The sequence below is a fragment of the Kitasatospora sp. NPDC001159 genome (assembly GCF_053598235.1).
The window spans coordinates 1-26360 of the sequence record NZ_JBSFJV010000082.1 but is presented as its reverse complement, the minus strand read 5'-3'; the positions used below and the strand labels follow the sequence as shown (position 1 = coordinate 26360).

At 72.4% G+C, this 26360-nt stretch carries 25 protein-coding genes and 1 tRNA gene; 13 read left to right on the top strand and 13 right to left on the bottom strand.

Features of this window, described 5'->3' with window-relative positions; translation table 11 throughout:
* Positions 1–192 precede the first annotated feature (192 nt).
* The 3 genes from scpB to ACWC9T_RS31210 all read left to right on the top strand — a co-directional run bounded on the left by scpB (position 193) and on the right by ACWC9T_RS31210 (position 3283).
* Positions 193–849, top strand: coding sequence for an SMC-Scp complex subunit ScpB (scpB, locus tag ACWC9T_RS31220; RefSeq protein ID WP_449824412.1), 657 nt, complete (start codon positions 193–195; stop codon positions 847–849).
* On the top strand, positions 849–2051 hold the full coding sequence (locus ACWC9T_RS31215) for a pseudouridine synthase (protein ID WP_449824404.1): 1203 nt from the start codon (positions 849–851) through the stop codon (positions 2049–2051). Before scpB ends, ACWC9T_RS31215 begins: the two co-directional genes overlap by 1 nt.
* 224 nt (positions 2052–2275) lie before the next feature.
* Positions 2276–3283, top strand: a complete 1008-nt coding sequence (locus ACWC9T_RS31210) for a helix-turn-helix domain-containing protein (RefSeq protein WP_449824403.1) — start codon at positions 2276–2278, stop codon at positions 3281–3283.
* Positions 3284–3316: 33 nt separating this feature from the next.
* Here ACWC9T_RS31210 and ACWC9T_RS31205 read toward each other — a convergent pair whose 3' ends face one another.
* The 3 genes from ACWC9T_RS31205 to ACWC9T_RS31195 are packed head-to-tail and all read right to left on the bottom strand — an operon-like array spanning position 3317 to position 7535.
* Positions 3317–3679, bottom strand: a complete 363-nt coding sequence (locus ACWC9T_RS31205; protein ID WP_449824402.1) for a DUF952 domain-containing protein — start codon at positions 3677–3679, stop codon at positions 3317–3319.
* Positions 3680–3731: 52 nt separating this feature from the next.
* Positions 3732–5294, bottom strand: coding sequence for a mucoidy inhibitor MuiA family protein (locus ACWC9T_RS31200; protein WP_449824401.1), 1563 nt, complete (start codon positions 5292–5294; stop codon positions 3732–3734).
* 3 nt (positions 5295–5297) lie between these two features.
* On the bottom strand, positions 5298–7535 hold the full coding sequence (locus ACWC9T_RS31195) for a DUF4139 domain-containing protein (protein ID WP_449824400.1): 2238 nt from the start codon (positions 7533–7535) through the stop codon (positions 5298–5300).
* Positions 7536–7890: 355 nt separating this feature from the next.
* Between ACWC9T_RS31195 and ACWC9T_RS31190 the strand changes: the two genes are divergently transcribed.
* The 3 genes from ACWC9T_RS31190 (at position 7891) to der (ending at position 11554) form a co-directional block, all read left to right on the top strand.
* Positions 7891–8976 carry a prephenate dehydrogenase gene (locus ACWC9T_RS31190; RefSeq protein ID WP_449824399.1) on the top strand — a complete coding sequence of 362 codons (1086 nt, stop codon included), beginning with the start codon at positions 7891–7893 and terminating at the stop codon, positions 8974–8976.
* Between the two features lie 207 nt (positions 8977–9183).
* A complete protein-coding gene (gene cmk / locus ACWC9T_RS31185) occupies positions 9184–9897 on the top strand; it encodes a (d)CMP kinase (protein ID WP_449824398.1) in 714 nt (237 codons plus the stop codon).
* A gap of 202 nt (positions 9898–10099) precedes the next feature.
* On the top strand, positions 10100–11554 hold the full coding sequence (der, locus tag ACWC9T_RS31180; RefSeq protein WP_449824397.1) for a ribosome biogenesis GTPase Der: 1455 nt from the start codon (positions 10100–10102) through the stop codon (positions 11552–11554).
* Positions 11555–11635: 81 nt separating this feature from the next.
* On the opposite strand, the gene ACWC9T_RS31175 is transcribed toward der, so the two are convergent.
* Positions 11636–12235, bottom strand: coding sequence for a hypothetical protein (locus tag ACWC9T_RS31175; protein WP_449824396.1), 600 nt, complete (start codon positions 12233–12235; stop codon positions 11636–11638).
* Between the two features lie 177 nt (positions 12236–12412).
* Positions 12413–13255: a hypothetical protein gene (locus tag ACWC9T_RS31170; RefSeq protein WP_449824395.1), complete on the bottom strand. Its 843-nt coding sequence runs from the start codon at positions 13253–13255 to the stop codon at positions 12413–12415.
* 591 nt (positions 13256–13846) lie between these two features.
* Here ACWC9T_RS31170 and ACWC9T_RS31165 point away from each other — a divergent pair.
* From ACWC9T_RS31165 to ACWC9T_RS31140, 6 genes are all read left to right on the top strand, one after another.
* Positions 13847–14593 (top strand): transglycosylase family protein, encoded by a 747-nt coding sequence (locus tag ACWC9T_RS31165; RefSeq protein WP_449824394.1) that lies wholly within the window; start codon positions 13847–13849, stop codon positions 14591–14593.
* A gap of 466 nt (positions 14594–15059) precedes the next feature.
* Complete coding sequence (locus ACWC9T_RS31160; RefSeq protein ID WP_449824411.1) at positions 15060–15749, top strand: alpha-ketoglutarate-dependent dioxygenase AlkB family protein; 690 nt, start codon at positions 15060–15062, stop codon at positions 15747–15749.
* A gap of 196 nt (positions 15750–15945) precedes the next feature.
* Positions 15946–16806, top strand: a complete 861-nt coding sequence (tesB, locus tag ACWC9T_RS31155; protein ID WP_449824393.1) for an acyl-CoA thioesterase II — start codon at positions 15946–15948, stop codon at positions 16804–16806.
* Between the two features lie 189 nt (positions 16807–16995).
* Positions 16996–17784: a DUF1684 domain-containing protein gene (locus tag ACWC9T_RS31150; protein WP_449824392.1), complete on the top strand. Its 789-nt coding sequence runs from the start codon at positions 16996–16998 to the stop codon at positions 17782–17784.
* Between the two features lie 135 nt (positions 17785–17919).
* A complete protein-coding gene (locus ACWC9T_RS31145; protein WP_449824391.1) occupies positions 17920–19200 on the top strand; it encodes an MFS transporter in 1281 nt (426 codons plus the stop codon).
* Between the two features lie 136 nt (positions 19201–19336).
* Positions 19337–19410: transfer RNA gene (locus ACWC9T_RS31140), tRNA-Pro, on the top strand.
* Positions 19411–19525: 115 nt separating this feature from the next.
* On the opposite strand, the gene ACWC9T_RS31135 is transcribed toward ACWC9T_RS31140, so the two are convergent.
* Both ACWC9T_RS31135 and ACWC9T_RS31130 read right to left on the bottom strand, forming a co-directional pair.
* A complete protein-coding gene (locus tag ACWC9T_RS31135) occupies positions 19526–20725 on the bottom strand; it encodes a tyrosine-type recombinase/integrase (protein WP_449824390.1) in 1200 nt (399 codons plus the stop codon).
* Positions 20726–20735: 10 nt separating this feature from the next.
* On the bottom strand, positions 20736–21395 hold the full coding sequence (locus ACWC9T_RS31130; RefSeq protein WP_449824389.1) for a helix-turn-helix domain-containing protein: 660 nt from the start codon (positions 21393–21395) through the stop codon (positions 20736–20738).
* A 93-nt stretch (positions 21396–21488) separates the two neighbouring features.
* Here ACWC9T_RS31130 and ACWC9T_RS31125 point away from each other — a divergent pair, with 93 nt between their 5' ends.
* Positions 21489–21770 (top strand): hypothetical protein, encoded by a 282-nt coding sequence (locus tag ACWC9T_RS31125; protein ID WP_449824388.1) that lies wholly within the window; start codon positions 21489–21491, stop codon positions 21768–21770.
* A 333-nt stretch (positions 21771–22103) separates the two neighbouring features.
* Here the strand turns inward: ACWC9T_RS31125 and ACWC9T_RS31120 are convergent, their stop codons facing one another.
* From ACWC9T_RS31120 to ACWC9T_RS31095, 6 genes are all read right to left on the bottom strand, one after another.
* A complete protein-coding gene (locus ACWC9T_RS31120) occupies positions 22104–22877 on the bottom strand; it encodes a phytanoyl-CoA dioxygenase family protein (RefSeq protein WP_449824387.1) in 774 nt (257 codons plus the stop codon).
* Between the two features lie 131 nt (positions 22878–23008).
* Positions 23009–23821, bottom strand: a complete 813-nt coding sequence (locus ACWC9T_RS31115) for an SGNH/GDSL hydrolase family protein (RefSeq protein ID WP_449824386.1) — start codon at positions 23819–23821, stop codon at positions 23009–23011.
* 85 nt (positions 23822–23906) lie between these two features.
* Complete coding sequence (locus ACWC9T_RS31110) at positions 23907–24167, bottom strand: carbamoyltransferase C-terminal domain-containing protein (RefSeq protein ID WP_449824410.1); 261 nt, start codon at positions 24165–24167, stop codon at positions 23907–23909.
* A gap of 116 nt (positions 24168–24283) precedes the next feature.
* Positions 24284–24901 (bottom strand): hypothetical protein, encoded by a 618-nt coding sequence (locus ACWC9T_RS31105; protein WP_449808001.1) that lies wholly within the window; start codon positions 24899–24901, stop codon positions 24284–24286.
* Between the two features lie 106 nt (positions 24902–25007).
* Positions 25008–25637, bottom strand: coding sequence for a DUF5753 domain-containing protein (locus ACWC9T_RS31100; RefSeq protein WP_449824385.1), 630 nt, complete (start codon positions 25635–25637; stop codon positions 25008–25010).
* Between the two features lie 55 nt (positions 25638–25692).
* Complete coding sequence (locus tag ACWC9T_RS31095) at positions 25693–26148, bottom strand: hypothetical protein (protein WP_449824384.1); 456 nt, start codon at positions 26146–26148, stop codon at positions 25693–25695.
* Positions 26149–26360 lie beyond the last annotated feature (212 nt).

Below are 26360 nucleotides of genomic sequence, written 5' to 3'. Positions count from 1 at the left end.
CCGCTGGGGCTGCCGGGGCAGCCGCGGGCCGAGGAGTGGCTGGAGCCGGCCTTCGAGCTGCTGCCGGAGCCGGTGGCGGCCCCCGTGGACACCGCGCCGCGGGCGGTGCACCAGAAGGCGGCCCCGTCGACGTCCGAGGTGCCGGAGGAGCCCGCGGGGCCCGGGCTGCGGGCCGAGCTGGAGGCGATCCTGATGGTCGTCGACGAGCCGGTCACCGAGGAGCGGCTGGCCGGAGTGCTGGAGCGGCCGCGGGCCGAGGTGGCCGCGGCGCTGCGCGAGCTGTCCGCCGAGTACGAGGCCGCGGGCCGCGGGTTCGACCTGCGGCTGGTGGCCGGCGGCTGGCGGTTCTACAGCCGGGACAGCTGCGCGCGGGCCGTCGACCGCTTCCTGCTGGACGGCCAGCAGACCCGGCTGACCCAGGCCGCGTTGGAGACCCTGGCGGTGGTCGCCTACCGGCAACCGGTGTCCAGATCGCGGGTTTCCGCCGTCCGCGGTGTGAACTGTGACGGCGTGATGCGTACCCTGGTACAGCGAGGACTGGTGGAAGAGGCCGGATCCGAGCCCGAAACAGGTGCGATCCTGTATCGGACGACGAACTACTTCCTGGAACGGATGGGGCTCCGCGGCTTGGACGAGCTGCCGGAGCTCGCTCCCTTCCTGCCCGAGGTCGACGACGTGGAAGCGGAGTCCCTGGAGGGCACGATGATCGCGGAGGCGGTCGCCGCCGCTGCCGCACAGGCTGCGGACGGCAGTGGCGAGGCCGACCGGGCAGCGCCCGATCGGCAGGGGGAGGTGAGGTCGGCCGAGACGACCGCACATCCCAGACGGAACGACGTACGGACATTTTGATGCGTAGCAGTGGCAACGGCAGGAACGGCAGCGGCGGCGGCAGTGGTCGCGGCGGACAGGGCGGGGGCCGGGGCGGCTCCTACGGCGGGGGCAGCGGCGGCCGCGGCGGCTCGGGCTCGCGCGGCGGTTCGTACGGCTCCGGTTCGCGCGGCGGGTCGGGCGCGGGCTCGCGCGGCGGCTCGTACGGGCGGGACGACCGGCGCGACGACCGCCGCTACCCGGACCGCCCGCTGCGGCCCGAGGAGCGCAAGTACGACCGCCCCGAGTACGGCGGCGGCTCGAACGCCACCCCGGCCCGTGGCGGCTTCGCCGGCCGGCGCCCCGGTCCGGCCCCGCGTCCGCGACGTGAGGGCCAGGGCGCCCCGGGCGACCCGCGCCGCCAGCCGCAGCGTTCGCGCGAGCTGCAGGCCAAGATCGAGGACGCCGTCCTCGCCCGGCACGACAAGCCGGCCGTCAAGCTGCCCAAGACCTTCGGCGAGCCCGAGGGCGAGCGCCTGCAGAAGGTGCTGGCCCGGGCCGGCGTCGGCAGCCGCCGCGCCTGCGAGGAGCTGATCGAGCAGGGCCGGGTCGAGGTCAACGGCAAGCGGGTCACCGAGCAGGGCAAGCGGGTCGACCCGGCCAACGACGAGATCAAGGTCGACGGCCTGACCGTCGCCACCCAGTCCTACCTGTTCTTCGCGCTCAACAAGCCGGCCGGCGTGGTCTCCACCATGGAGGACCCGGAGGGCCGCCAGTGCCTCGGCGACTACGTGACCAACCGGGAGACCCGGCTGTTCCACGTCGGCCGCCTGGACACCGAGACCGAGGGCATCATCCTGCTCACCAACCACGGCGAGCTGGCCCACCGCCTCACCCACCCCAAGTACGGCGTGACCAAGACCTACCTGGCCGCCATCCAGGGACCGATCCCGCGCGACCTGGGCAAGCAGCTGGCCCAGGGCGTCGAGCTGGAGGACGGCTACGCCCGCGCGGACAGCTTCAAGGTGATCTCCAACGTCGGCAAGAACTACCTGGTCGAGGTGACCCTGCACGAGGGCCGCAAGCACATCGTCCGCCGGATGCTGGCCGAGGTCGGTTTCCCGGTCGAGAAGCTGGTGCGCACCCACTTCGGCCCGATCGCGCTCGGTGACCAGAAGTCGGGCTGGCTGCGCCGCCTGACCAACCCGGAGGTCGGCCAGCTGATGCGCGAGGTCGGTCTGTAGGTTCCCGGTTTTCACCGGGTCGTTCGTCGGAGGGTCCCCCGCCCGTGGTGGCGGGGGACCTTCCCGCGATATGTGAGCCGGGACGCAACCGCTGGTCACGGCCTTGTCAGCGTCATGATCTGTGGCAGAGGATGGCCACCGGACCACCGCCCCGCCGTGTGGCGGCACTGCGCCAGGACGGGCGCCGGTGGGGGCGTTCGAGGCGAACAGGGGGAGACGGCGTCGTGTCCGATGCAGTACTGGGACGATCAGCCGGACAGGCGCTCGGGTCGCTGGGACTGGCCGAGCCGGACGGGCAGGTCTACGCGGCGCTGGTGGCCAATCCGCAGTCCACCGCGGAGGAGCTGGCAGAGAGCTGCGGTCTGACGTTCCAGCAGAGCGTGCGCGCGCTGGACCGGCTGGCGCAGCAGGGCATGGCCACCCGCGCGCCGGTGGACCGGGAGCGCTACCTACCGGTCGCCCCGGACGTGGCGATCGGCACCCTGATCGGCCATCGGGAGTCCGAACTGCGGCACGCCCGGGCCGAGATGCACCGGTTGATGGACGCCTTCCGGGAGGCCTCGCGCTACACCGACCCGGCGCACTCGGTGGAGGTGCTGACCGGCGGCGAGGCGATCGCCCAGCGGCTGGAGCACATCACCGAGACCAGCCAGTACCAGGTCCGCGGCTTCGACCGCCCGCCGTACATCCAGGACCCGGTGGCGCCGATACCGCTGCAACGGCGGCGGCTGCGGGATGGGCTGAAGTTCCGGACCATCTACGACCGGGAGGCGGTGGCCTGGCCCGGCCGGCTGGAGCGGAACATCCTGGTCGGCGTCGCGGACGGCGAGGAGGCCCGGGTGCGGCCGACCCTGCCGATGAAGATGATCATCTCGGACGACCGGATGGCTATCATCCCGATCAGCGTCGGCGACAGCGTCCTGGACGCCGCGTACGTGATCCACCCCTCGGCGCTGCTGCAGGCGCTGGACACGCTGTTCGAGGCGGAGTGGGAGCGGGCCGTGCGGCTGCAGGCCGCGATCGGCACCGGGGAGGCGTCGCTGGAACCGGAGGCCGACCACCGCAAGCTGCTGGGCCTGCTGGCGGCCGGGCTGACCGACGAGTCGATCGCCCGCTCGCTCGGCTGGAGCGCCCGGACCACCCAGCGGCGGCTGCAGAGCCTGATGCGCTCGCTGGGGGCCACCACCCGCTTCCAGGCCGGGATGGCGGCCCGGGAGCGGGGGTGGCTGTGAGCTGTCCTTCTGCGGGGCCCTTCTCGTGTGGGCTCAGCTCCAGGGGGTGAGGGCCGCCCAGCGGCCGTCCGGGCCGCGCTCGACCTTCTCCAGGCCGACCACGGCGGAGCGGTTCAGCCGGCCGTAGATGTGCGGGAACAGGACGTCGGGGGTGGCCCCGGGCGGCGGGGCGCCGTGCGGGGCCTCCCACTTGACCATCGGTTCCACCAGCGACTCCTCGATCAGCAGCACCATCAGCGGGTCGGGGGTGTCGGCGAAGAAGGCGTTGGCCACCGCGAGCGCCGTCTGCTCGTCCGCCGAGCAGTGGATGAACCCGTCGGTGAGCAGCGACGCGGCGGCGTAGGGGCGGCCGGGGTCGGTCAGCCAGTCGTCCAGGGGAGCGAGGTGGAGGATCATGTTCCTTTTCTACCCGTTTCAGGCCGGAGCGGTCGTCACGAGGGGGCCGGCGTCACAGCCCGGCCACCTTGGCGGAGGCCGAGACCTCGTACACCAGGGTGAGGGTGCGGCGGGCGCCGGGGCCGAGCGGCACGTCCCAGCGGACGATGCCCTCGGCGTCGAAGGAGTCCGGCGGCGGGGAGCACTCCTCCTTGCGCAGCCGGACCTCGACCGCCGTCACCTCGGAGACCGGCACCCGTTCGCGCACCGTGACCAGCTGCTCGTCCCGTTCCTCCGGGCCGGAGAAGCGGGACAGGTGCAGCCGGACGGTGCGAGTGGTGGTCTGGCGGCCGGTCAGGGCGGCGGCGGCCTGGCGCTCCTCGGTCTCGCGGACCACCCGGTAGCCGTCCGAACTGCCGAAGGACAGCTCGGCGTCGGCCCCGGCGGCGGTGAAGCGCAGCTCGCCGCGCCCGGTGAAGCCGCTGCCCCGGACCAGCTCGACCGGGCCGGCCAGCAGCGGGTGCCCGGCCGCGTTGCGGAACCGGACCACCTGGGTGACCAGCGGGGACAGCTCCGGGGCGCAGGCGTACTCGCGGCCCGCCGGGCCGGTGAAGGCGCCCAGCGGGACCTTGTGGGCCCGGCCGTCGGAGGGGACGGTGGCCGGGGCGGGGGCGGGCAGCACCCGCACCTCGCCGCCGTCGTCCAGGCCCGGGACGGCCGCGGTCGGGCCGAGGGCGCTGATCGCCTCCTCGCGCAGCTCGACCTCGACCGTGCGGCGCTCCTCGTCGGTTCGCTCGCGCAGCATCAGCACGTCCTCGGTGAGCGGGGGCGGGTCGGTGGCGAGGGCGGAGCGGGCGGTGGAGAAGGTGAGCCGGGCGCCCGTCCAGTCCTCGCCGGTGCGCTGCCAGACCACCGCCTCCGACTCCAGACGCAGGCTGCCGCCGTCCAGGGTGGCGCGGTAGGAGGGGCGCCAGAGCGCGCAGGGCACCAGGTGGCTGACGGTCAGCCCGGCCGGGCCGGGCCGCGCGGCCTCGACGGTGAGCTCCAGGTGGGCCACCAGTTCGGCGGGCTCCTCCTCGGCCTCGTCCAGGGCGATCAGGGCCTGGGAGCGCTCCTGGTCCAGGCGGCGCAGCCGGGAGTGGGTGGCGCGCAGTTCCTCGCCGTAGCGCTCGCGCTCGGCGTCCACCCGGTCCAGCTCGCGGGCCCAGCGGGTGCGCTCGATCTCGCCGACGCCGGCGCCCTCGCCGACCTCGCGCAGCAGGTCGGCGGTCAGCTGGGCGAGCAGCGCCAGGCGGGCCTCCAGCCGGGCCCGGGTCTGGTCCGCGAGGCGGGACTCGGCCTCCAGCCCGTGCAGCCGGTGGCGCAGCGCGGAGTCCTGCGGCCCGGGCGGCAGCGGGGCGCGCGGCGTCCAGGTGCGGACCAGCCGGGCCTCCAGCACCCGGGTGCCGGGGGTGGCGGTCTCGGCGCGCAGGGTGCGGTCCACGGCCAGGGCGGTGAGCGGGCCCAGACGCAGCCGCTGGACGCCCTCGGCGAGCTCGACGGTCACCGTGCGCTCGACCTGGGCGCGGTCCTCCAGGCAGGTGACGGCGGTGACGGGGAGGGGGGTGTCCTGAGGAGGCGTGTTGGCTCCGGTCATCTGTCAGTTCCTCCGGTTTCCGCCGACGATGGCCTTTCCGGCCGGGATCTTGATCTGGTAGCCGCCGTCCAGCTCGATGCGTCCGCCCGGCGGCAGGTCGACCCGCCAGAGCCGGGTGCTGGGCGGGCACTCCGGCGTCGGGACGGTCGGGGCGTGCCAGTCGGCACGCTCCTCGATCCGGATCTCGGCGTCGGAGGTGACCGGCACGCGCTCGCGGACCTCCACGGTGACGGCGCGGCCGAGCCGGTTCGCCAGCTGGACGTGCACCCGGTGGTCGAGCACGGTGCTGTTGCCCTTCAGCATGCCCGTGGCGGACTCGCGCAGCTCGGTGCGGCGCGCCACCTCGATGCTCTCGGTGACACCGATGCCCAGGCGCCGTGTGCCGCCGGGGGCGAGGGTGGGCAGGGCGGCGGTGAGCAGGAACTCCTCGTCCACGGTGACCTCGACCGGGCCGGCCAGTACCGCGCGGTCGGTGCGGTTGGCGAGCACCAGGGTCGCGTACACCTTCTCCTCGACGGCCGGGACGGTGACGTACTCCGGGCGGACGGAGAGCGGGATCTCGTCCACCGTGACGGTGTGCCAGGTGCCGTCGGACGGGATGTCGGCGGGGGCGACCGCGTCGAAGCGGTGGTCGAAGGAGCCGGCCGACTTGCGGGGCGGGACGGCGTGGCGGGGGAGGGCGAGGTCGCGGACACGGCCGCCCTCGCGGCCGCCGGGGAGGAACTGCCGCAGCTCCTCGCGCTCGACCCGCGCGGGGTTCGGACGCAGGGTGCCGCGCCGGTCGGCGGGGGCGTCGGGGCCGGCCAGGACGAGGTCGGGGTAGTCGAGCAGGGTGTTGTCGGGGGTGAAGCCGGTGCTCGGCGGCGGGGTGGCGCGTCGGCGAAGGCGGCTCCGGCGGGCCTCCTCCGGCGGGGCGCCGCCCGGGGCCTGCGGCAGCGGTGCGGCGGGGGCTGGCGCGGGGGCGGAGAGCGCGGGCGGGGCGCCGTAGCCGGCGAAGCCGGGCGGTGGGGGCGCGGGCATCGACCGGGCGGGCTCCTGGGCCGGCTCCTGGACGCTCAGCGAGCCGCCGCCGTACTGGCCGGCGGGCGGTGCTTCGTCCGCGAGGAACTCGGGGCGGGGGCCGGTGGGACGGGCGCCGCCGGGGCGGCCGGCCACCCGGGCGGCCTTGGCCGGCATGGGGGCCGACAGCGGGAGCGGGACGTCGCGCTTGGCGGCGGGGCGGGTAGCGTCGGCAGCGTCGTAGCCGGTGAAGAGGTCGGACAGGCCGGCCGGGGGCTCGCGCCAGCCGGAGGGCGGCGGGGCGGGCTGGCTGCGGCCGATCCGCAGCGAGCTGAGTTTGGGCAGGTCGGTGCGGCGGTCGAGGTCGGCGGTGGACAGGGCGAGCCGGACGCCGGTCCAGTCCTCGCCGGTGTACTGGGCGACGGCGGCGCGCAGGACGAGGCGGCCGGCATCGGAGCCGGTGCGGTAGGAGAGGCGGTAGGCGGGTACCCAGCGGGCGGTGGGGACGCCGTACTCCAGCTCCAGTTCCAGGGCCAGGTCCAGCTCTGGGGCCAGGTCGGGCTGTCGGGTGTCGGTTCGGTCTTCGGTGTGCTCGGTCGGGTGCCCGGTGTGCAGGGTGAGCAGGACGGTGGCGGTGGTACCGACCGGCTCGGTCCGGTCGGCGGTGGACGTCCGCTCCAGTCGGTCGGCGGCCAACTGGCGCTCGTGGTCGGCGAGTTCGATCTCCTGGGTAAGCTGCTCGGCACGCTCCTGGAGCCGGGCCAGCCGCTCGTCGACGAAGTCGGCGAGCTCCAGCCACGCCTCGGCGGGGGCGCGGCGCAGCGGCTCGTCGTGGCGGCGCTGCGGCGGGACGGCGCGCAGCGCGGCGGTCTCGGCGATCGCGGCCTGGACCAGTCGGTGGCGCTCGTTCAGCGAGCTCTGGCGCTCCATGGCCTCGTCCAACTCGCGCCGCAGGGCGGGGAGTTCGTCCGACTCGCGGAGCTCGGCGAGCTGTTCGAGGCGGGCCTCGGTGACCACCGCGCCGGCCGGTCCGGAGAGTACCCGGGCGCGCAGCGAGTTGCCGTCCAGAGAGTCGGGCAGGCCGGTCAGCCGCAGCCGTCCGTCGGGCGGGACCGGGACGGTGGCCCGGCGGCGGCACACCGCGCCCTCGGCGTACACCACGACGGAGTCCAGCACCGACGGGTGGGCCGGTACGGCGGGCGGTTTCGACTGCCCGGTGTGACTGCTGTGCTGATCGTCCATGCGCAACCCCTTCGTTCGCGTCCGTCCTGCCGCGTCGCCTCGCGCCGTCCTGCCGCGTCGTCCTCCGGGCGGCCAGTCTGCCCCGGTTCGGGGTGGGCGTCGCCGGATTTCCCGGGGCGCGGCGTGTGCACTGTGTGGGACGGGGGCGGGGGCGGTGTGGTTGCCGTCGCTGGTGTCGGTGTCGGTGTCGGTGTCGGTGTCGGTGGGGCGGGGGTCGGGGTCGGGGCGGTTCGTGGGCCGGCGGGTGGGAGGATGGGCGCGGGTGCTCCCGGCCGGTCCCGGCACCTGGCGAGAATCGTCGGAGCATCGTCGAACCGTCGAGTCGAGAACCGTTGATCGAGGAGAGCCACCCGCCATGCGCACTGCCGTCGTCGTCGGCACCGGACTCATCGGCACCTCCGCCGCCCTGGCCCTGGCCGCGCGCGGGCTGACCGTCCACCTAGAGGACGCCGACCCGGACGCCGCCCGCACCGCCGAGTCGCTCGGCGCGGGCACCACCGAACCGGCCGAGGGCCCGGTGGACCTGGCGATCATCGCCGTCCCGCCCGCGCTGGTCGGCAAGGTGCTGGCCGACTGTCAGCGACGCAACCTCGCGCACTGGTACACCGACGTGGCCAGCGTGAAGGCCGGTCCGGGCAGTGAGGTGGCGGCGCTCGGTTGCGACACGGTCCACTACATCGGCAGTCACCCGATGGCCGGCCGCGAGCGCTCCGGGCCGCTGGCCGCCCGCGCCGACCTGTTCGAGGGCCGACCCTGGGTGCTCACCCCGAGCGCCGACACCGACACCGACACGCTCAACGCCGCGCTGGAGCTGGTCGCGCTCTGCGGTGCGATGCCGATCGTGATGGACGCGGCCCAGCACGACCGGGCCGTCGCCCTGGTCTCGCACGCCCCGCAGCTGGTGTCCTCGCTGGTCGCGGCCCGGCTGGAGCACGCCGACGAGACGGCGATAAGGCTCTCCGGCCAGGGCGTGCGCGACGTGACCCGGATCGCCGCCTCCAACCCCGCGATGTGGGTCGACATCCTGTCCGCCAACGCCGGCGCGGTCGCGGACGTGCTGGAGGAGGTCGCCTCGGACCTCGGCGAGACCGTCACCGCGCTGCGCGCACTGGCGGCGGTCGAGGAGGGCGAGCGCCGGGCCGGTGCCCAGGGCATCGAGGCGGTCATGCGGCGCGGCAACTCCGGGCAGGCCCGCATCCCCGGCAAGCACGGCGCGCCGCCCACCCGGTACGAGACGGTCGCGGTGGTGCTCGGCGACCAGCCGGGCGAGCTGGGCCGGCTGTTCGGGGAGGTCGGCGAGGCCGGGGTCAACATCGAGGACGTGGTCATCGAGCACTCGGACGGGAAGCAGGTCGGCTTCGTCCAGCTGTCGGTGGCGCCGACGGCGGTCAAGCGGCTCGCGGCGGCGCTGCGGGCGGGTGGGTGGAGAGTTCGCGACTGACGGTTGTCGGGGGGAAGTGAGTCGGCGAAGGGGCTGCCCGGGGGGCCACGGAAGTCGGCGACGGGAGTCGGCGACGGGGCTGGGACCGGGGTGGTGATCGCGGGGGATCGGGGGGTGGCGGCGGTCCATTAACCTTGAGGGAGACAAATCCCCGGCCGTCCGCCTGCGCAGGCGTCGGCTTCCATGCTCAGAGAGAGGTTCGCCCCCGTGGACACTGCCGACCGAGCGCACGCCCCGGTCGTCGTCGCCATCGACGGACCCTCCGGCTCCGGCAAGTCGACCGTCTCGCGGGCGGTCGCCGCCCGGCTGGGCCTGAGCTTCCTGGACACCGGCGCCATGTACCGGGCGATGACCTGGTGGATGCTGGCCAACGACGTCGACGTCAACGACGCGGAGGCGGTGGCCGTGGCCTGCGGCAAGCCGGTGATCGTGTCGGGGACCGACGCCGACGGCCCCACCATCACGGTGGACGGCCAGGACGCCTCCGGCCCGATTCGGGGCCCCGAGGTGACGGCGCAGGTCAGCGCCGTGGCCGCGGTGCCGGCGGTGCGGGCCCGGCTGGTGGAGCTGCAGCGCGGCTGCGCCGAGGCCGCCGAGCGCGGCATCGTCGCCGAGGGCCGGGACATGGGGACCGTGGTGTTCCCGGACGCCACCGTCAAGGTCTTCCTGACCGCTTCCGAGCGGGCCCGGGCCGAGCGCCGGGCGGCCGAGCTGCGCGCCAAGGGCGTGGACGAGGCGACCATCACCGCGATGGCCGCCGACCTCGCCCGCCGCGACGCCGCCGACTCCTCGCGCGAGACGGCCCCGCTGACCCAGACCGCCGACGCGGTGCTGGTGGACACCAGCGAGCTCACCCTGGAGCAGGTGATCGACAGGATCACCGCGCTGGTGGAGGAGCGGGCCGGGCTGTCGTCGGTCTGACCAGTGGTCGAGCCGACCACCGGCTGACCACTGAACGGCGATCCGACCACTGTGACGATCTGACCGCTGTGACGATCTGACCACTGAATGAACCGCGGGCCGTCGAGGTGCCGCGGAGGAAACCATCGCGCTGCCCCGAGCGGGGCAGGTACGCACGGCACGCCCCTGGGAAGGGCCGGGCCGGGAAACGGAACAGACGAACATGACCGCAGAGCACTCCGCCACCGGGCACGGTGAGCTGGACGCCGCCGAGTACGCCGAGTTCATGGCCCTCGCCGCCGAGGAAGGCTTCGACCTCGACGGCTTCGACGGCGTGGACGGCGCCGAGCACGTCCGGCTGCCGGTGCTGGCCGTCGTGGGCCGCCCGAACGTCGGCAAGTCGACCCTGGTGAACCGCATCATCGGCCGCCGCGAGGCCGTCGTCGAGGACAAGCCGGGCGTCACCCGCGACCGGGTCACCTACGAGGCCAGCTGGAACGGCCGCCGCTTCAAGGTGGTCGACACCGGCGGCTGGGAGATCGACGTCCTCGGCATCGACGCCATGGTGGCCGCGCAGGCCGAGCTGGGCATCGAGCAGGCCGACGCGGTGCTGTTCGTCGTGGACGCCACCGTCGGCGCCACCGACACCGACGAGGCCCTGATCAAGATCATCCGCCGGGCGGGCAAGCCGACCGTCCTGTGCGCCAACAAGGTCGACGGCCCGTCCACCGAGGCCGAGGCCGCCTACCTGTGGTCGCTGGGCCTCGGCGAGCCCTACCCCGTGTCGGCCCTCCACGGCCGCGGTTCCGGCGACCTGCTGGACGCCGTCATGGACGCGCTGCCCGAGGCCCCGCCGCAGACCTTCGGCGACGCCGCCCCCGGCGGTCCGCGCCGGATCGCGCTCATCGGCCGGCCCAACGTCGGTAAGTCCAGCCTGCTGAACAAGGTCGCCGGCGAGGAGCGCGTCGTCGTCAACGAGCTGGCCGGCACCACCCGTGACCCGGTCGACGAGATGATCGAGCTCGGCGGCAAGACCTGGAAGTTCGTGGACACCGCCGGTATCCGCCGCCGGGTCCACCTGACCGCCGGCGCCGACTTCTACGCCTCGCTGCGCACCGCCGCCGCGCTGGAGAAGGCCGAGGTCGCGGTCGTCCTGATCGACGCCAGCGAGACCCTCGCCGAGCAGGACACCCGGATCATCTCGATGGCCGTCGAGGCCGGGCGCGCCGTCGTCATCGCCTACAACAAGTGGGACCAGCTCGACGAGGAGCGCCGCTACTACCTGGAGCGCGAGATCGAGCGCGACCTCGTCCAGGTGCAGTGGGCACCGCGCGTCAACGTCTCGGCCAAGACCGGCCGGCACATGGAGAAGCTCGTCCCGGCGATCGAGACCGCGCTGGAGGGCTGGGAGACCCGCGTCCCGACCGCGCGCCTGAACGCCTTCCTCGGCGAGCTGGTGGCCGCCCACCCGCACCCGATCCGGGGCGGCAAGCAGCCGCGCATCCTGTTCGGCACCCAGGCGGGCATCCGTCCGCCGCGGTTCGTGCTGTTCGCCTCGGGCTTCCTGGAGGCGGGCTACCGGCGTTTCATCGAGCGCCGGCTGCGTGAGGAGTTCGGCTTCGTGGGGACGCCGATCTCGATCTCGGTGCGGGTGCGGGAGAAGCGCAAGAAGAAGTAGTAGCGCGACGTAGACCGTCGTTGCCGTAGGGCCGTGGGGCTCCGTCACCGTGGTGGCGGGGCCCTTTCGGTTTTCCGGGTGTCAGTGGTGTTCGCCGGCGCGGCCAGGGGGGAGGGAGAGCATCTGGCGGTGGCGGCCGCCGGTGGACGGGGCGGCGGCGAGGTCGGCGGCCGTACCGAGCGTCGGAGACGGGGCCGGGGGCGGCGCGGGCACGGCGTGCGCGACCGGGCCGAGGTAGCCGGCCGCGACCCAGCCCTGGCCGTTGGTGAACTGGGCGCCCGGCGGCGCGGCCTGGCCGAGGCCGTCGCTGGTGGGGGCGATGGGCTCCTGGTTGTTCCCCGGGTGGGGGTGTTGCTGCTGGGACGGCATGAACTGGGAGAGGCCGGGCGGCTGGCCCCCGTAGGTGTGGAAGGACTGCTGCTGCTGGGGCGGGTACGCGCGCTGCTCGCCGAGCAGCGGGTAGCCGTCGCGGACCGCGAAGCCGGTGAACTTCAGGTCCTCCTCGCCCGTGCGGTCGCCCGGCAGGGCACGGAACAGCCGGCGGTACTCGGAGTACAGCTCGTCGTAGATCGGGGTCGTCGAGTGCGGGTGCTCCGCGTCGTACGACGGGCGCATGCCCGGGATCGAGCGGGGAGCGGTGGCGGACCGGCTGGCGGACGCGGAGACGTCGTAGCTGTACACGTAGGGGCCAACGAGTGAGAGACGGTGGGGATGCGGGGGCGTTCGGCGTACGGGGCGGTCGGTGGGGGCGGGCGGGTGGAGGGCCGCACCAGGGGCGGCAGCTACGGGCCGGGCTCCGGACGGTGGCCGCTGCCAAGGGTCGGCAGCGGCCACCGTCCGGCGCGCCGGAGCGGCCGATCAGGTGCCGGCGAGCGGGAGGGAGGCGGCGACCACCTGGCCCAGCGCCACCGCTCGCTCCAGTGCCTGGCGCAGCAGGTCCTCGCGGGGCTGGCGACCGACCATGCCGGCCGGGACGGCGTACATGGTCACCTCGGACAGCTGGCTGGCCGCCATCCGCCAGGCGTCGGTCACCTGGAGCGGCTGGTGGGCCTGCCACCAGCCGGTGCTGCCGCCGGCCGCGGCGGGCTGCAGGATCGCGTGCAGCTTGCCCATGGCGACCAGGACCGACCAGCCGGGCAGCTGGTCCGGGGTCTCGTCGAGGTCGCTGACCCGCTGGAAGCCGGCGTCCTGGAGGAGGTCGAGGAACTCGTCCTCGCCGGAGGTGCTGCCGGGGCGGCCCACCGGGCCGGTGGGCTCGACCACCAGCGAGGCGTGGCCCACCTTGCCGTGCAGGACGAGCCCGCAGGTGATGCCGAGGATGGCGGCCTGGCCGGGGGCGGTCGGCTGGGTCGGGGAACCGGCCGGTCCGACCGGAGCGGCCGGGGCGGGGACGGTGGGGGTGGGGGTCGGGGCGGCGGCGGGCTGGGTCTGGCTGATGCTGCGGACGGCGCCGGCCAGCTGCTCCTCGGAGACCGGGACCACCTGGGAGGGGACGCAGCGGGCGTGGGCGAAGGCGAGGACTGCCGTCTCATCGCCGACGAACAGCACGGTGCTGGTGGGGTCCGCATGGGTGTCGCCAGGGGTGCGGCAGGAGGTGCATTCGTAGCTGTCCGGGGCGCGGTCGCCGCCGAGCAGGCGGTCGGCCTCGTCGTCGCCGATCTCGGACCGGACCTCGTCGCTGACGTCGAGCATGCGCGGCACAGGGTCTCCTCGGATGGGTGCGGATGGGGTGCGGGGGCGGACACGGGGAGGTCGCCATGCCCAACGGGCCCTTGTGTCAGGCGTCACGGGTGCCTGACGAGGCTGACGGGAATTGCCCCGGATCCGACCGCGCCGCGTGTCCTCCTGGTCGCAATCTGTCGATGTCGGTGGCAGGACTGCCGGAATGAATCCGTGAGGTGGGTCACGCCACCTCGGTGGTTGATCTAGGAATCAATGGTCAAATCGGATATTTCGGTCAAGAATGTGTGACTATTACCGCCGGTAACCCATCGCTGAGCTGGGCAGACCGGTCGAGTTTTGGTTTCCCCGCCGATCGGCTCGTAGCTTCTTGGGCGGCGCAACGAGCGCCACCCGGGTTCACCCCCGACGCATAGCCCCCCGGTTCCCGCCGGGCAGGCAGGTGCCCACCGACGCGATCGCTCGAACAGGTCGCCGGTGAGCGGCTGGGTGGCCAGGGCGGCAGCGGCACGTCCGACACGTGCACGGCCGTCCGACGGACGCGGCAAGCAATCGCGGCCCTTTTCAGGGCCTGGTTCCGCATGCCCGCCCGGGGCTGTCGAGAGGAACCCCATGACTTTCCGTAACGAGAACGCCGCTGCCACCACCTCCACCGCCACCAAGCGCAACCGCGTGCGGATGGCTGTCGTGGCGGGCGCCGCTGTCGCGGCCCTGCCGGTGGCCGGCCTCGTCACGGCCACCTCGGCCTCCGCCGCCCCGGTCTCCACCTGGGACGCTGTCGCCCAGTGCGAGAGCGGCGGCAACTGGGCCATCAACACCGGCAACGGTTTCTACGGCGGTCTGCAGTTCACCTCCAGCACCTGGGCCGCCTACGGCGGCACCGCCTACGCCGCGCAGGCCAACCAGGCCACCAAGGCGCAGCAGATCGCCGTCGCCGAGAAGGTCCTCGCCTCGCAGGGCCCGGGCGCCTGGCCGGTGTGCTCCGTCAAGGCGGGTCTGACCAAGGGCGGCGCCCCGGCCGCCGTCGACACCTCGGCGGGTGCCGCCGCCGCCAAGCCGGCGCAGACCCCGGCGCCGAAGGCCGCCGCCCCCAAGGCCGCCGCTCCCAAGGCGGAGGCCGCGCCGAAGGCCGCCGCCCCCAAGGCCGACGCTGCGCCCAAGAAGGACGCCGCCAAGTCCTGGACCGGCTCCAACGACGCCAAGCCGGCCAAGGGCAGCTACACCGTCAAGTCCGGTGACACCCTGAGCGCCATCGCCGCCGCGCAGGGCCTGGACTGGCACGACCTGTACAAGAACAACGCCAAGGTCATCGGTGGCAACCCCGACCTGATCCTCCCGGGTCAGACCCTGAGCATCTGAGGTTCTTAACCCCTCGGGCTCCTTGGCGACCTGGGTCGTTTGGGGCTCTGCCGCTCGGGGTGTGACGGCCGCTTCTCCGCTGTGCGGGGGAGCGGCCGTCGGTGTTTCCGGCGTGTCGGGGCCGGTGGGGTGGGGGCCGTCCTAGGGTCGGCTGCCATGCCGGATTCGTGTGACGAGCGTATTGACCGTGCCGGGGTTGGGGCGGGGGTCCGGGTGGGGGTCGCCGTGGCGGTGGTGATGGCGTTCGTCTCCGGTGGCGCACGGCCGGGTGCGGCGGTGCGGGTCGCCGATCTGGTGTGGGACGGGCTCGCCGAGTGCGAGAGCGGTGGCGACTGGCAGGCGGACACCGGCAAGGCGTCCGTCGGGGGGTCACTGTCCGGATGGGTCACTGTCCGGGTGGGGCGCTGTACGGGTGGCCGGGGGGCCGGGTGGTGGCGTCCGGGTGGTGCGGGAGGATGGTGGGGTGATCCAGGGCGAGCTGTTCGGTGACCTGCCCGGGGGCTCCGCCGCCCGGGAGCGTTCGGAGCCCGCGCCCGGGGCCGTTCTGCTGCCCGGCTGGCTGGGCCTCGACGAGCAGCTGCGCCTGATCGCCGCCTGCCGGGAGTGGGCGCGTCCGCCGGCCGGGCTGCACACCGTGCGGATGCCGACGGGCGGGGTGATGTCGGTTCGGATGGTCAGTCTCGGCTGGCACTGGTATCCGTACGGGTACGCGCGGGTCGCCGAGGACGGCGCGCCGGTCAAAGCGTTCCCGCCGTTGCTCGCGGACCTGGCCCGGCGGGCGGTGGCGGACGCGTACGGGGAGCGGGTCGCGGAGATCGCGGGCGCGGCGGCGTACGAGCCGGACATCGCGATCGTCAACCACTACTCGTACGGTGCGAAGATGGGTCTCCACCAGGACCGCGACGAGCGGACGGACGCGCCGGTGGTCTCACTGTCGCTCGGCGACAGCTGCGTGTTCCGGCTCGGGAACACCGGGACCAGGACCCGGCCGTGGACCGACCTGGAGCTGCGCAGCGGGGACCTGCTGGTGTTCGGCGGGCCGAGCCGGTTCGCGTACCACGGGGTGGTGCGGACGGTGCCGGGGTCGGCGGATCCGGCGCTGGGACTGGTGGGGCGGCTCAACATCACGGTGCGGGAGTCGGGATTGGTGGGGTAGGCGGCTCGTGGGCGGGCCGGTGGTTCGGCGGCTCAGTTGCGGCTTCGTTGCCGCTCCGGGGTCGCGTCAGCCGTGCGCTTGATCGATTGCTTCGAGTGAATTGGTGGCTCGGGCCCGGTGAGCGGGAATGACCTGGGTCGCCGGAGAATTCGAGTGAGCTGGAGAATCAATCGAAGTCCTGAGAGGGAGCGTGCGCGTGGGTACCCCCGTCGACGACCTTGTGGATCTGCTCGACCTGGAGCAGATCGAGCTGAACATCTTCCGGGGGCGCAGCCCCGAGGAGGCGCTGCAGCGCACCTTCGGCGGCCAGGTCGCCGGCCAGGCGCTGGTCGCGGCGGGGCGGACGGTGGAGGGCGAGCGCCCCGTCCACTCGCTGCACGCGTACTTCCTGCGCCCCGGGGTGCCCGGCGTGCCGATCGTCTACCAGGTCGACCGGATCCGCGACGGCCGCTCCTTCACCACCCGCCGGGTACTCGCCATCCAGGGCGGCCGGTCGATCTTCGCGCTCACCGCCGACTTCCACAGACCCGAGGAGGGCGGCATCGAGCACCAGTACCCGATGCCGGAGGTCCCCGCCCCCGAGGAACTGCCCAGCGCGCTGGAGGAGGTCGGCTCCCGGCTCGGCGAACTGCCTCCGTTCATCAGCCGCCGCCAGCCCTTCGACATCCGCTACGTCGACCGGCTGCGCTGGAGCAAGGACGAGCTGGAGGGTGTCGAGGCGCGCAGTGGCGTGTGGCTGCGCACCAACGGCCCGCTGCCGGACGACCCGCTGATCCACGTCTGCGCCCTCACCTACGCCAGCGACATGACGCTGCTGGACGCCGTACGCGCCCCCGTCGAGCCGCTGTGGGGTACCCGGCACTTCGACATGGCCTCGCTCGACCACGCGATGTGGTTCCACCAGCCGTTCCGGGCCGACGACTGGCTGCTCTACCAGCAGGAGTCCCCGATAGCCCACGGCGCCCGCGGCCTCGCGCGCGGGCAGATATACGACCGGAACGGGCAACTGGTGGTGTCGGTGGTGCAAGAGGGCCTGTTCCGGCCGTTGAAGGGCTGAGTTGCTCATGTGTTGCCGCCGTACTGCCGCCGCATCGCCGTCCCTTGCGACCTTGCGGTCTCCTTGCGGTATCGGCGGCTCCCCCGGAACGGGGAATGATCCGTCCGGGCGGACAGCGTTGTGGAGGATGACCGAAACGGACGGCTCGAACGGCGGGCCGTCCACGGACCGAACCGGGAGGGTTGACCGATGACGGCGACGGCCATGGAGGACTGGAAGCACTGGAGCGACAGGCGGGCGGCATCGGTGAGCGCGCTGCACGGCCAGCTCGCACTCACCGGCACGCACTGGCTGGAGCCCGAGCCGACCGAGGTCCCGGGCCTGCCCGGACGCTGGTGGGCCGACGTCGAGGGCGTCCGGGTACGGGCCGCGGCGGCCGACGGCATCACCGTCGCGGGCGCCGACGGGCCGGTGGACGGCGAGGTGCTGCTGCGCCCGGACACCGACCCGGCCGCCGACACCGCCCTTCTCGGCGACCTGCTACTGGTCCCGATCGAGCGCGAGGGCGAGCGCGCCCTGCGGGTCTTCGACCCGGCCGCGCCCGGCCGGGCCGCCTTCGCGGGGATCTCCGCCTACCCGTACGCGCCCGAATGGGCCGTACCCGCCGTCTACACGCCCTTCGACGACGCGACGCAGTCGGTCGTGGTCCCGAACGCGGACGGCAAGGACCGCCCGTTGGCCGTCACCGGGAAGATCGAGTTCACGGTGGCCGGGGAGCACCGCACGCTGACCGTCAGCCTCGCCGGCAAGCGACTCAGCGGCGTCATCGCAGACGCCACCAGTGGCGTCGACACCTACCGCTTCCGCTTCATCACCCTGCCGGCGCCGGACGACCAGGGCCGTACCGTCCTGGACTTCAACCGGGCCTACCTGCCGCCCTGCGCCTTCGCGGACCACTTCATCTGCCCGTTCCCCCCGCCGGGCAACCGGCTGGACTTCGCGGTCGAGGCGGGGGAGAAGCAGGTGCTGACGCGGTAGTCCGGCAGGGAGGCGGGGTCGACCGTGGTGTCGGCCCCGGTGCGGAGCGCGTGAGGGGTGGGGCGGAGCATGGGGGCTGTGTCGACCAATCATCCTGCCAATTCAGCCGCCGATCCAGCCCCACCGTCAGCCCCGGTGCCGGCCGATGAGCCGCCCGCCCCAGGACTGACGGCGGAGCCCCCTCCCTGGTACCGGCGGACCTTCGCCGATCTCAGTCCACTGCGCGAGCACCCCGACTACCGCCGGGTCTGGTTCGGGCAGGTGGTCTCCTCCATAGGTCAGCAGATGACGGCCGTGGCCGTCTCCGTCCAGGTCTACGACCTGACCGGCTCCGCTTTCGCGACCGGACTGGTGGGCCTGTTCTCGTTCGTCCCGCTGGTCGCCTTCGGCCTCTACGGCGGCGCGATCGCCGACACCGTCGACCGGCGCAAGCTGGGCCTGATCGGTTCGGCCGGGCTCGCCGTCGTCTCCGCCGTCCTCGCCGCACAGGCCATCGCCGGGCTCGGCCTGGTCGCCGTCCTCTACGCAGCCGTCGCCGTCCAGGCCGGGTTTTTCGCGCTCAGCTCACCCGCCCGGTCCGCGATGATCCCCCGGCTGGTCCCCAGCCACCAGCTCCCGGCCGCGAACGCCCTGGCCACCGTCAGCATGAACCTCGGCCTCACCGCCGGCCCGATGCTCGGCGGCGTCCTGATCGGCGCTTACGGAGCCCAGGCCGCCTACCTGGTCGACACCGTCGCCTTCACCGGCACCCTCTACGCGATGTGGCGCCTGCCCGCCATGCGGCCGCTCGGCGAACGCAAGGGCCGCGCCTCCGTCCTCGACGGGCTGCGCTTCCTGCGCGAGCAGCCCAACCTGCGCACCAGCTTCCTCGCCGACCTGGCCGCGATGATCTTCGGCCTGCCGCGCGCCCTCTTCCCGGCGATCGCCGTCACCTTCTACGTCGGCGACGCCCGCACCGTCGGCCTGCTGGTGGCCGCCCCCGCCGTCGGCGCCCTCATCGGCGCGCTCTTCTCCGGCTGGGTCAGCCGGGTCCACCGCCAAGGCGCCGCCGTCCTCGCCGCCGTCTCTGCCTGGGGCCTCGCCATCGCCGCCTTCGGCGCGCTCCACAACCTCTGGCTCGGCCTCCTGTTGCTCGCGGTGGCCGGCTGTGCGGACACCGTCAGCATGATCTTCCGCAACACGATGATGCAGGTCGCCGCCCCCGACGAGATGCGCGGCCGCCTCCAGGGCATCTTCACCGTCGTCGTCGCTGGCGGCCCCCGCCTCGGCGACTTCGAGTCCGGCGCCGTCGCCGCCCTCACCAACCCCGCCACTTCCGTGATCACCGGCGGCCTCGCCTGCGTCGCTGCCGTCCTCCTCCTCGCCGCCCGCCAGCCCGCCTTCCTCACCTACGACGCCCGCCACCCGACCCCCTGACCACCCCGCCCCCAAACCTGGCAGCGAGCACCCCCCGACGTGCTGTATTGTTTTCCACGTCGCCGGGACAACCGGAGACAAGGTCGAAAAGCCAACCGGCAGAGCCCCCCAGGCCCCGCCGCACGGCACGAGACCACGGGACGTGGCGCAGCTTGGTAGCGCACTTGACTGGGGGTCAAGGGGTCGCAGGTTCAAATCCTGTCGTCCCGACTGGAGTTCTCTCCATTGTCGCAGGTCAGGGCCTTGTTTCACGAAAGTGGAGCGAGGCCCTTGATCGTTTTGAGGGCCTGCCTCTCACAACTTCTCACATCCGTGATGATCATGGTCAGCTGAGCAGCTCGCCGAGCTTCTCCGAGCCCGCCTTGAGGCTCTGCGGGTCGGGGTGTACGTAGACCCGCTTCGTGAAGCTGAGGTCCGAGTGACCGGCCCAGGCGGAGACCACGGTGTCCGGGACGCCGTTGTTGGCCATCCAGGAGAGCGTGGCGTGGCGGGCGTCGTAGAGGCGAACCTTTCGAACGCCGGCGTGCTCCATGAGTTTGTACGCCTCGCGCCGGAGCTTGTCCGTCTTGAGCGGGTTTCCCAGCTCGTCGACGAGAACATATCCCGTGTCGTTGTAAGCGGTTCCGGCTGCCAGTTTCTCCGCCGCCTGGATCGCCTTGAAACTCTTCAGGGCCTTAAGGGCGGGCGCAGGGAGGGGAAGAGTGCGCTTTCCGGCCTCGGTTTTGGTGTCCTTCTCGACGACCTTGTTGCGTGACCCCTTCTCGAGTGTGCGGTCGTAGACGATGGTCCGGGTGTTCTGGACGGCGATCGTGCCGCTTGCATTGAGGTCGACGTCCTCGTCCCAGCGCGCGCCGCAGACTTCGGCGGGGCGTTCGGCGATGAGCGCCAGCATCATTGCGGCGTAGAGGCGGTGACCCTTGATGGCACCGAGGAACGCTTTGACCTCGGCCTCGTGCCACGGGATGTTGTTGGGCTTGTTCGCCTCCGCCTTCTTCTTGGCCTCGCGTGAGATCGTGACGTGCTGGGCGACGTTGCGCACCACCAGGCCGCGGCGTACGGCGAGGTTCAGCGCGGCGCGCAGGCGGCCCAGGGCCAGCCGCACGCTCCTGACCCCGAGTCCGGTGCCGGGTCGCCCGCCGCGACGCCGACCGCTCGTCAGCATCCAGTCCACGAGGGCCTCGATGTCGTCCTCGGTGAGGCTCTGGAGCTCCTTGTGGCCGCTGTGGGCGCGCACCGGGACCATCGCGCTCTCGTAGTTGGACGCGGTTCCTTCCTCGACGTCGCGCGTCGCGCTCTTGAGCCAGATGTCCAGCAGGTCGTTCAGCGTCATCTTGCTCGGGGCCACGAACGAGCCGATGCCGAGCTCGTGACGTATGCGGGAAAGCTCGGCCATCGCCTCCTTCTTGGTCTTGAAGGTCCGAGTGAGCTGCTTGCGCTTGCCCTCGGCGGTGACGCCGATGTCAACGACCAGGCGGTAGCGGACGCTGCCGTCCTTGTGGACGATCTTGCGTATGGGTTCCTTCACGTAGCTTCCTTCATTCTCTGTCTTCTGTGCGTACTGCGTCCTCGGCCTGATCGACGGCCGAGAGATCGTCGGGGAGCACGGGCGGGATGAGACCCCGCTCACGCATCCGCTTCCGGAAAGAGGCCAGCTCCTTGCGGTCAGCGTCCGCGTACTCCTCATAACCAGCGGCCAGCTCCAGAAGAGCGGCCTTGCGGTCCGGGGCCGGTGTGGTGCTCGCGGCCCGGCGCCGCTCCGTTGCCAGTGCTGCGGATGCTCTGGCAGCGGCGGCGAGGTCGGCGTGCGCCCGGAAGGTGTCCAGCACGTCGCGAGCGCTCCCCGGCGGTGCCGGATCTGCGGCCGGTGTCTCCCCGGTGAACCAGGCAACCGCATCCCAGGTGGAGACCTCCTGGCCGGGCAGAACCTCGACGCTCTCGGCGGAACCAAGAGGGAACAGCAGGGTGATCGGTGGCACCCCGAGCACGTCTGCGAGGACAGCGAAGTCGGTGAGCGTGATGGTGCTCCGGCGCCCTGATTCCAGGTTCTTGATCGTCTGATCGGTGATCTCCGGCAGGCCGCGAGCGGCGCAGCCGTCCGCGACCGCCGACATCGTGAGGCCAGCCGCCTTCCGGGCCTCGCGCATGGACTGGGCTACCCGGGTGGTGAAGGTCGTCGACCAATGCTCTGGGGTCATGGATGCACTTTACGATCAGAAAAAGTGCTGCTGCAACTCCGTGATACAAACTGACGGCATCACTGCAGCACGTCTAGCGACCAGGAGAGCATCATGACGGCACCCACCTCCGACGGCATGAGCGCGCCCGAACTGCTCGCCCTTCCGGTGGCGATCGACCTCGACACGGCCAACCGGGCGCTGAGGATCGGCCGGTCCACCGGGTATGCGCTCGCGAAGGCAGGCGAGTACCCCGTCCGCGTCCTGCGACTCGGCAGTGCCTACCGCGTTGTGACCGCGGACCTGCTGGCGCTACTCGGCGTCACGGGCCACGGAGGGGCGGCCGAGGGTCACGGGGCCCTCGGGGTGGAAGAGGCACACAAGTTGTGCGCATAGAAAGCTCATCCTGGCCGCCCATGCCAGGCGGCCAGGATGAATGCGGTCATCAAGTTGGGATCTGAGCGCCAGGTCGACCGCGGGACCTTCGCCACCCACAAGAGCGGCACCAGGACGTGCTGGCCGTTCCCCGCTCGCCCGGATCGAGACCGCGCGCTGGGGCCGCGTGGTTACCCGCACGGTGGACGAGGTGGTGGGCTTGCAGCTGTCCTACAACTTCGGCAGTCCGCGCCAACACGGCTCGGACGCGAAGGCACTCACGACCGAGTGCGCGAGGCCTGCTGTCCGCCGATCCGTCGGGCATATTCGGGGAGGCCGTGCGCACGGAGGTCGTCATCGTTCGCCGTCCTTGGCGGCGCCGGGGCTGGAGTCTGGTGCTGGCGTAGTGAACTCCAGTAGCGGATCGGTGACCGCCTCGCGCCAGCGCTCGCGGTGGCCGCTGGCTCGCAGCCGGAAGTAGACGGTCTCTCGGCGCTCGTCGGCTACGGTGCCGAAGTGCCCGCCAATGTTGTGGGCGAGCAGGTAGTGGACGAGGACCAGGCTCCCGGCTGGACCGGTGACCTGGAGCGGGGCTGGCAGCTCGACGGGCGGGTACGGAATGGCGTCGCGCAGCGCGTCTGCTCCGTGTTCGTGCAGCCAGGTGGCGGTACGCAGGTGGCTTCCGGGCCAGACCCACAGGTTGCCGCGGTCGCGCTGGCTCTGATCGGTCAGCGGGAGGCCGGCCAGAACGGTGAAGGTGCCGGGGCGGCCGTCGTCTTCGGTCGGGGTGAGGCCGTCGATGTGCGGGGCACCGGGGTGGTGCGGGTGCGGCGGGAGCGTGAACGCCAGCTGGGCGACCTCGGGTACGGGCAGGCCGAGGTCGGCCCGCAGGAACGGGCGGACGATGTCGTTGATGCCGCTGTCCTCGTAGAGCGCGCGCAGATCGGCGTCGTCGGCGAGGGCCGGCCACAGGAAGTACGGGCCGGTGTGGTCGGAGCTGGGCGGCGTGAGGGAGAGGTGGTGAGCGAGCAGCCCGCGCCAGCGGCGGATCTGCCTGGTGGTGAGGATGCCGGGCATGACGCAGTAGCCGTCACGGCGAAATGCGCTGACAGCACGGGGAGTTGTCATCTCCATCAGGCCATGGAAGCGCCGGAGAGCGGCCCGGGCAACGGGATTTCAGCGCGGCCCGGCTTCCTGCCCCCGGAACCGCTCGTTTCTCCGGCGGTCTACTCGTGGCGGGTGTCTTGGCCGGCAAGTGGTCAGTCCAGGAGCTTCTCCACGGTCCGGTGCGCGGCGAGGAAGCGCTCAGCCCGCTGCAGGAGCACCGTGTCACCGAGTTCGCTCAGGTGGACGCCATCGCTCCACAGTCCGGCAACCCCGTGGTCGGCGGGCGCTGAGGCCAACTGTCGGGCGGTCGCGATAAACGGCGCCCACACGTCGAGGAACAGCGCGCCGTGGTCGGCAGCAGCCTTGGCTGCGACCTCGTTGTAGCGGGCCAGCTCGGCGTTCATCTTCCCGACGGTCTCCGGCTCCTCGATCGCACCGAACGGCGTCTCGGAGATCACGACGACCTGACGGGAGTACCCGCCGAGCTGCGCCAGCATCGCATTGATGTGCCTGGTGTATTCCTCGATGTCGACCGCCTCGGCCATGCGGCCCTGAAAGCGGCGCCAGACGTCGTTGATGCCGCATCCGAGGATCACCAGGTCGTAGTCGACGCTATTCGTGGTGCGGTCGTCGGCGACGATCTTGGCGATGTCTCGGCTGGTGGCGCCGCCTTCGCCGTGGTTGCGGATGTCGAAGGTGACGTGGGGGAAGCCGACCCGGAGCCCGAGGGCGACCCGGTGGACCCAGCCGCGTTGGTGCCAGCCCTCGACGGTCACCTTCGAGTCGACCGCGGGGAGGTTCGCCTGGTCGGTCAGCTGGGCGTTGTAGCCCTCCAGGTGCTCCATGATGCTCGTGCCGAAGAAGCCGAGGGTCAGGGCGCGCCGGTCCTCGCCGATTGTCAGGGCGCGGCCGCGCTGGGCGCGCAGCCGGGTGGCGGCGCTGGTGTCCTCGCTGGTGCCGGTCATCGGGGAGAGTCCCGTTCGCTGGATTCGGATGCTGGCCGAGGGCCTGGTCACAACGTACCGTTTGTGAGCACCTAGTAGCGGTCAGTCAGTTAAGGCCGTCCTCGCTGACCAGGAAGGGGCCGATGGCGAGCCTATCCAGTGGGCCGGCGGCGAACGTGGCGACCGCGTCCCGGGGCATACACACAATCGGCTCCGCCTCGTGGTTGAAGCTGGTGTTCAGAAGCGCGGGCGGCCGACCGGTCTGTTCGGCGAAGGAGGCCAGCAGACGCGCGTAGGGGTTGGTGTCGTCGCGGGCGACAGTCTGCGGGCGCAGGATGCCGCCGGTGTGGACGGCCGCCGGGGTCAGCTCCCAAGGCCCGTTTCCTCCTGCACCTCCTGCTCGGCCAGGGGCAGAAGACCGGCGAGATCGCAGCCCTTCCGCGCTGTGGTCAACTGATTCCCCAGCCCGACGCAGCCCTTCACTCAGTTAAGGACCCGCCTCATGCGTGCCAGTGAACTGACCCTCGGCCGGACGTTCGGCGTCACCTTCGAGCACGGCGAGGACTTCTTCGACGCCCCGTGGCGGTGGCGCTCGCCGAAGCCGTGGCCGGCGCGCAGGAGGTCGCGGTACTCGCGGGCTGGCGGTTGAGCGTCCACGAGCGGGGCGAGCCTGTCGTCGCGCACCTCGTGCAGCGTGCCGTCGCGGCCGATGGCGATGACGGGGCTGTCACCGAGGACCGCAGCCTCGATCTGGTGCGCCCGCCGTCGCACGATCGCCACGGTGGAGGCCGGGGACGAGCCGGGGGCAAGCGCGTTGCTGGTGGCCACGGTGTCGATTGCGGTGGCGAGCACCTGGCGCAGGTCCATGTCGGGATCGCGGGTGAGGAGTTCGGCGATGGACGAGCCGAGGGTGTTGGCGTACCAGCCGCCGCGGGGCTGGTCGTCGGTGACGGTGGAGACGCCGTCCAGGACGATCACGGCGCGGTCGGTGGTGAACACGCGGTCCTCGCTGGGGCGAGCGGGCCCGGCGAGTTTGCCGATGCGGACAGTGGAGCCGCCCACCAGGGCCGTACGAGAATCGGCACTGGGATTGGTCTGCATGAAGAACTCCGATCTGGACAGGTTCGGGCGAATGTCAGTGCTGTGGCACGGCAGGACACAGCGGGCCGGCAGCCCGGGGCCCGCAACGGCCAAGGCCAGGCGGGGATTACCAGCCGTGCAGAGCCTCGGTGATCAGGGCGCGGGCGTCCTGCCCGTAGACGGCGGACTCCTGGAGCAGCCTGAACGCCCGGTGGAAGAGGCCGACACGCTTGGGGTCGGTGATGGTCTCGCATCCGCGGTAGCCCTCCACCTCCACGCGGGTGCCGTCGTGGATGCCGAAGCCGTCGCCGGGGTAGACGTGCAGGCGGGCTCGGGCCGGGATGATCCCCAGCCGCAGGCCCGGCACGTCGAGGACGCCCAGCAGGTGCTGCAGTTGGTCGCGCATCACCTCGGGGCCGCCGATGCCGGTCAAGAGGGCCTGTTCTCCGAGCAGGACGTGGTAGGTCCGGCCGTCCTGCCCGAGGTAGCGGGCGCGGGCGGTGCGTTGGGCCGCGCCGGCGTGCGAGTCGTCGGGGAGCTGGTGCAGACGGGCGACCATGCGCAGGACCTCCTGTGCGTACGCGGGAGTCTGCAGGTTGCCCCAGATGAGGTCGGGGCTGTGTCCGGCGTAGTCGCTGGTGGCGGCGGTGAGTTCGTGGAAGGCACGCTGGATGTGCTCGGTGCCGCGGGCGAGCAGGTCGTCCCACGAGGTGGCGGCGGACGGCTGCGGCGTTTCAGGTGAGTTCGGTGTGCTCACTGGCTTCTCCCTGCTGGTCGGATCGGCTCGGATCGGGGACTACCGAGTGGGCGTGTCAGGCACTGGCGGTGGTCTGGTGGGGCAGGCGGTCGCCGAGGTCGTACTGGGCGGCCTGGAGGAGATAGCTCTCGCGGTAGCGCGTGGCCGGCTCCTGGGCCATCAGCTCGTAGTGGCTCCCCTGTTCTACGAGGCGGCCGTGGTCGAGAACGAAGATGCGGTCGGCCTTGGCGGTGGCACCGAGGCGGTGGGTGATGAGGACGACGGTGACGCCGAGGGCGGTGAGCTGGCGGATCTGCTCGAACGCCTCGACCTCGGTTTCCGGGTCCATCGCGGACGTCGGCTCGTCGACCACCACAAGAGCGGGGAGCCGGCCGTGGGCATCCGGCGTGGTCAGCCGCAGGTGGGTGCGGGCGAGGGCGACCTTCTGCCACTGTCCGCCCGAGAGACCGACGCCGCCCTCGAAGCCCTTGGCGACGAGGGTGTCCCAGCTGCGGGGCAGCTCTTCGATCACCGGGTGGAGATCGGCGTAGTCGGCGGCGCTCTCCAGCTGCCGCTGGTCGCAGGCGACTTCGGGGCGGCCGAGGAGCAGGTTGGCGCGCAGGGTGAAGGACCAGCGCTGGAAGTTCTGGGCTAGGAGCGTGGGTCAGTAACGAGCAAGCGGCTCCGCTCCCGTCACCGACGGATCGGTCGCGGCGGCCTCGGCGGGGCCTGTGTGGGGTTCGG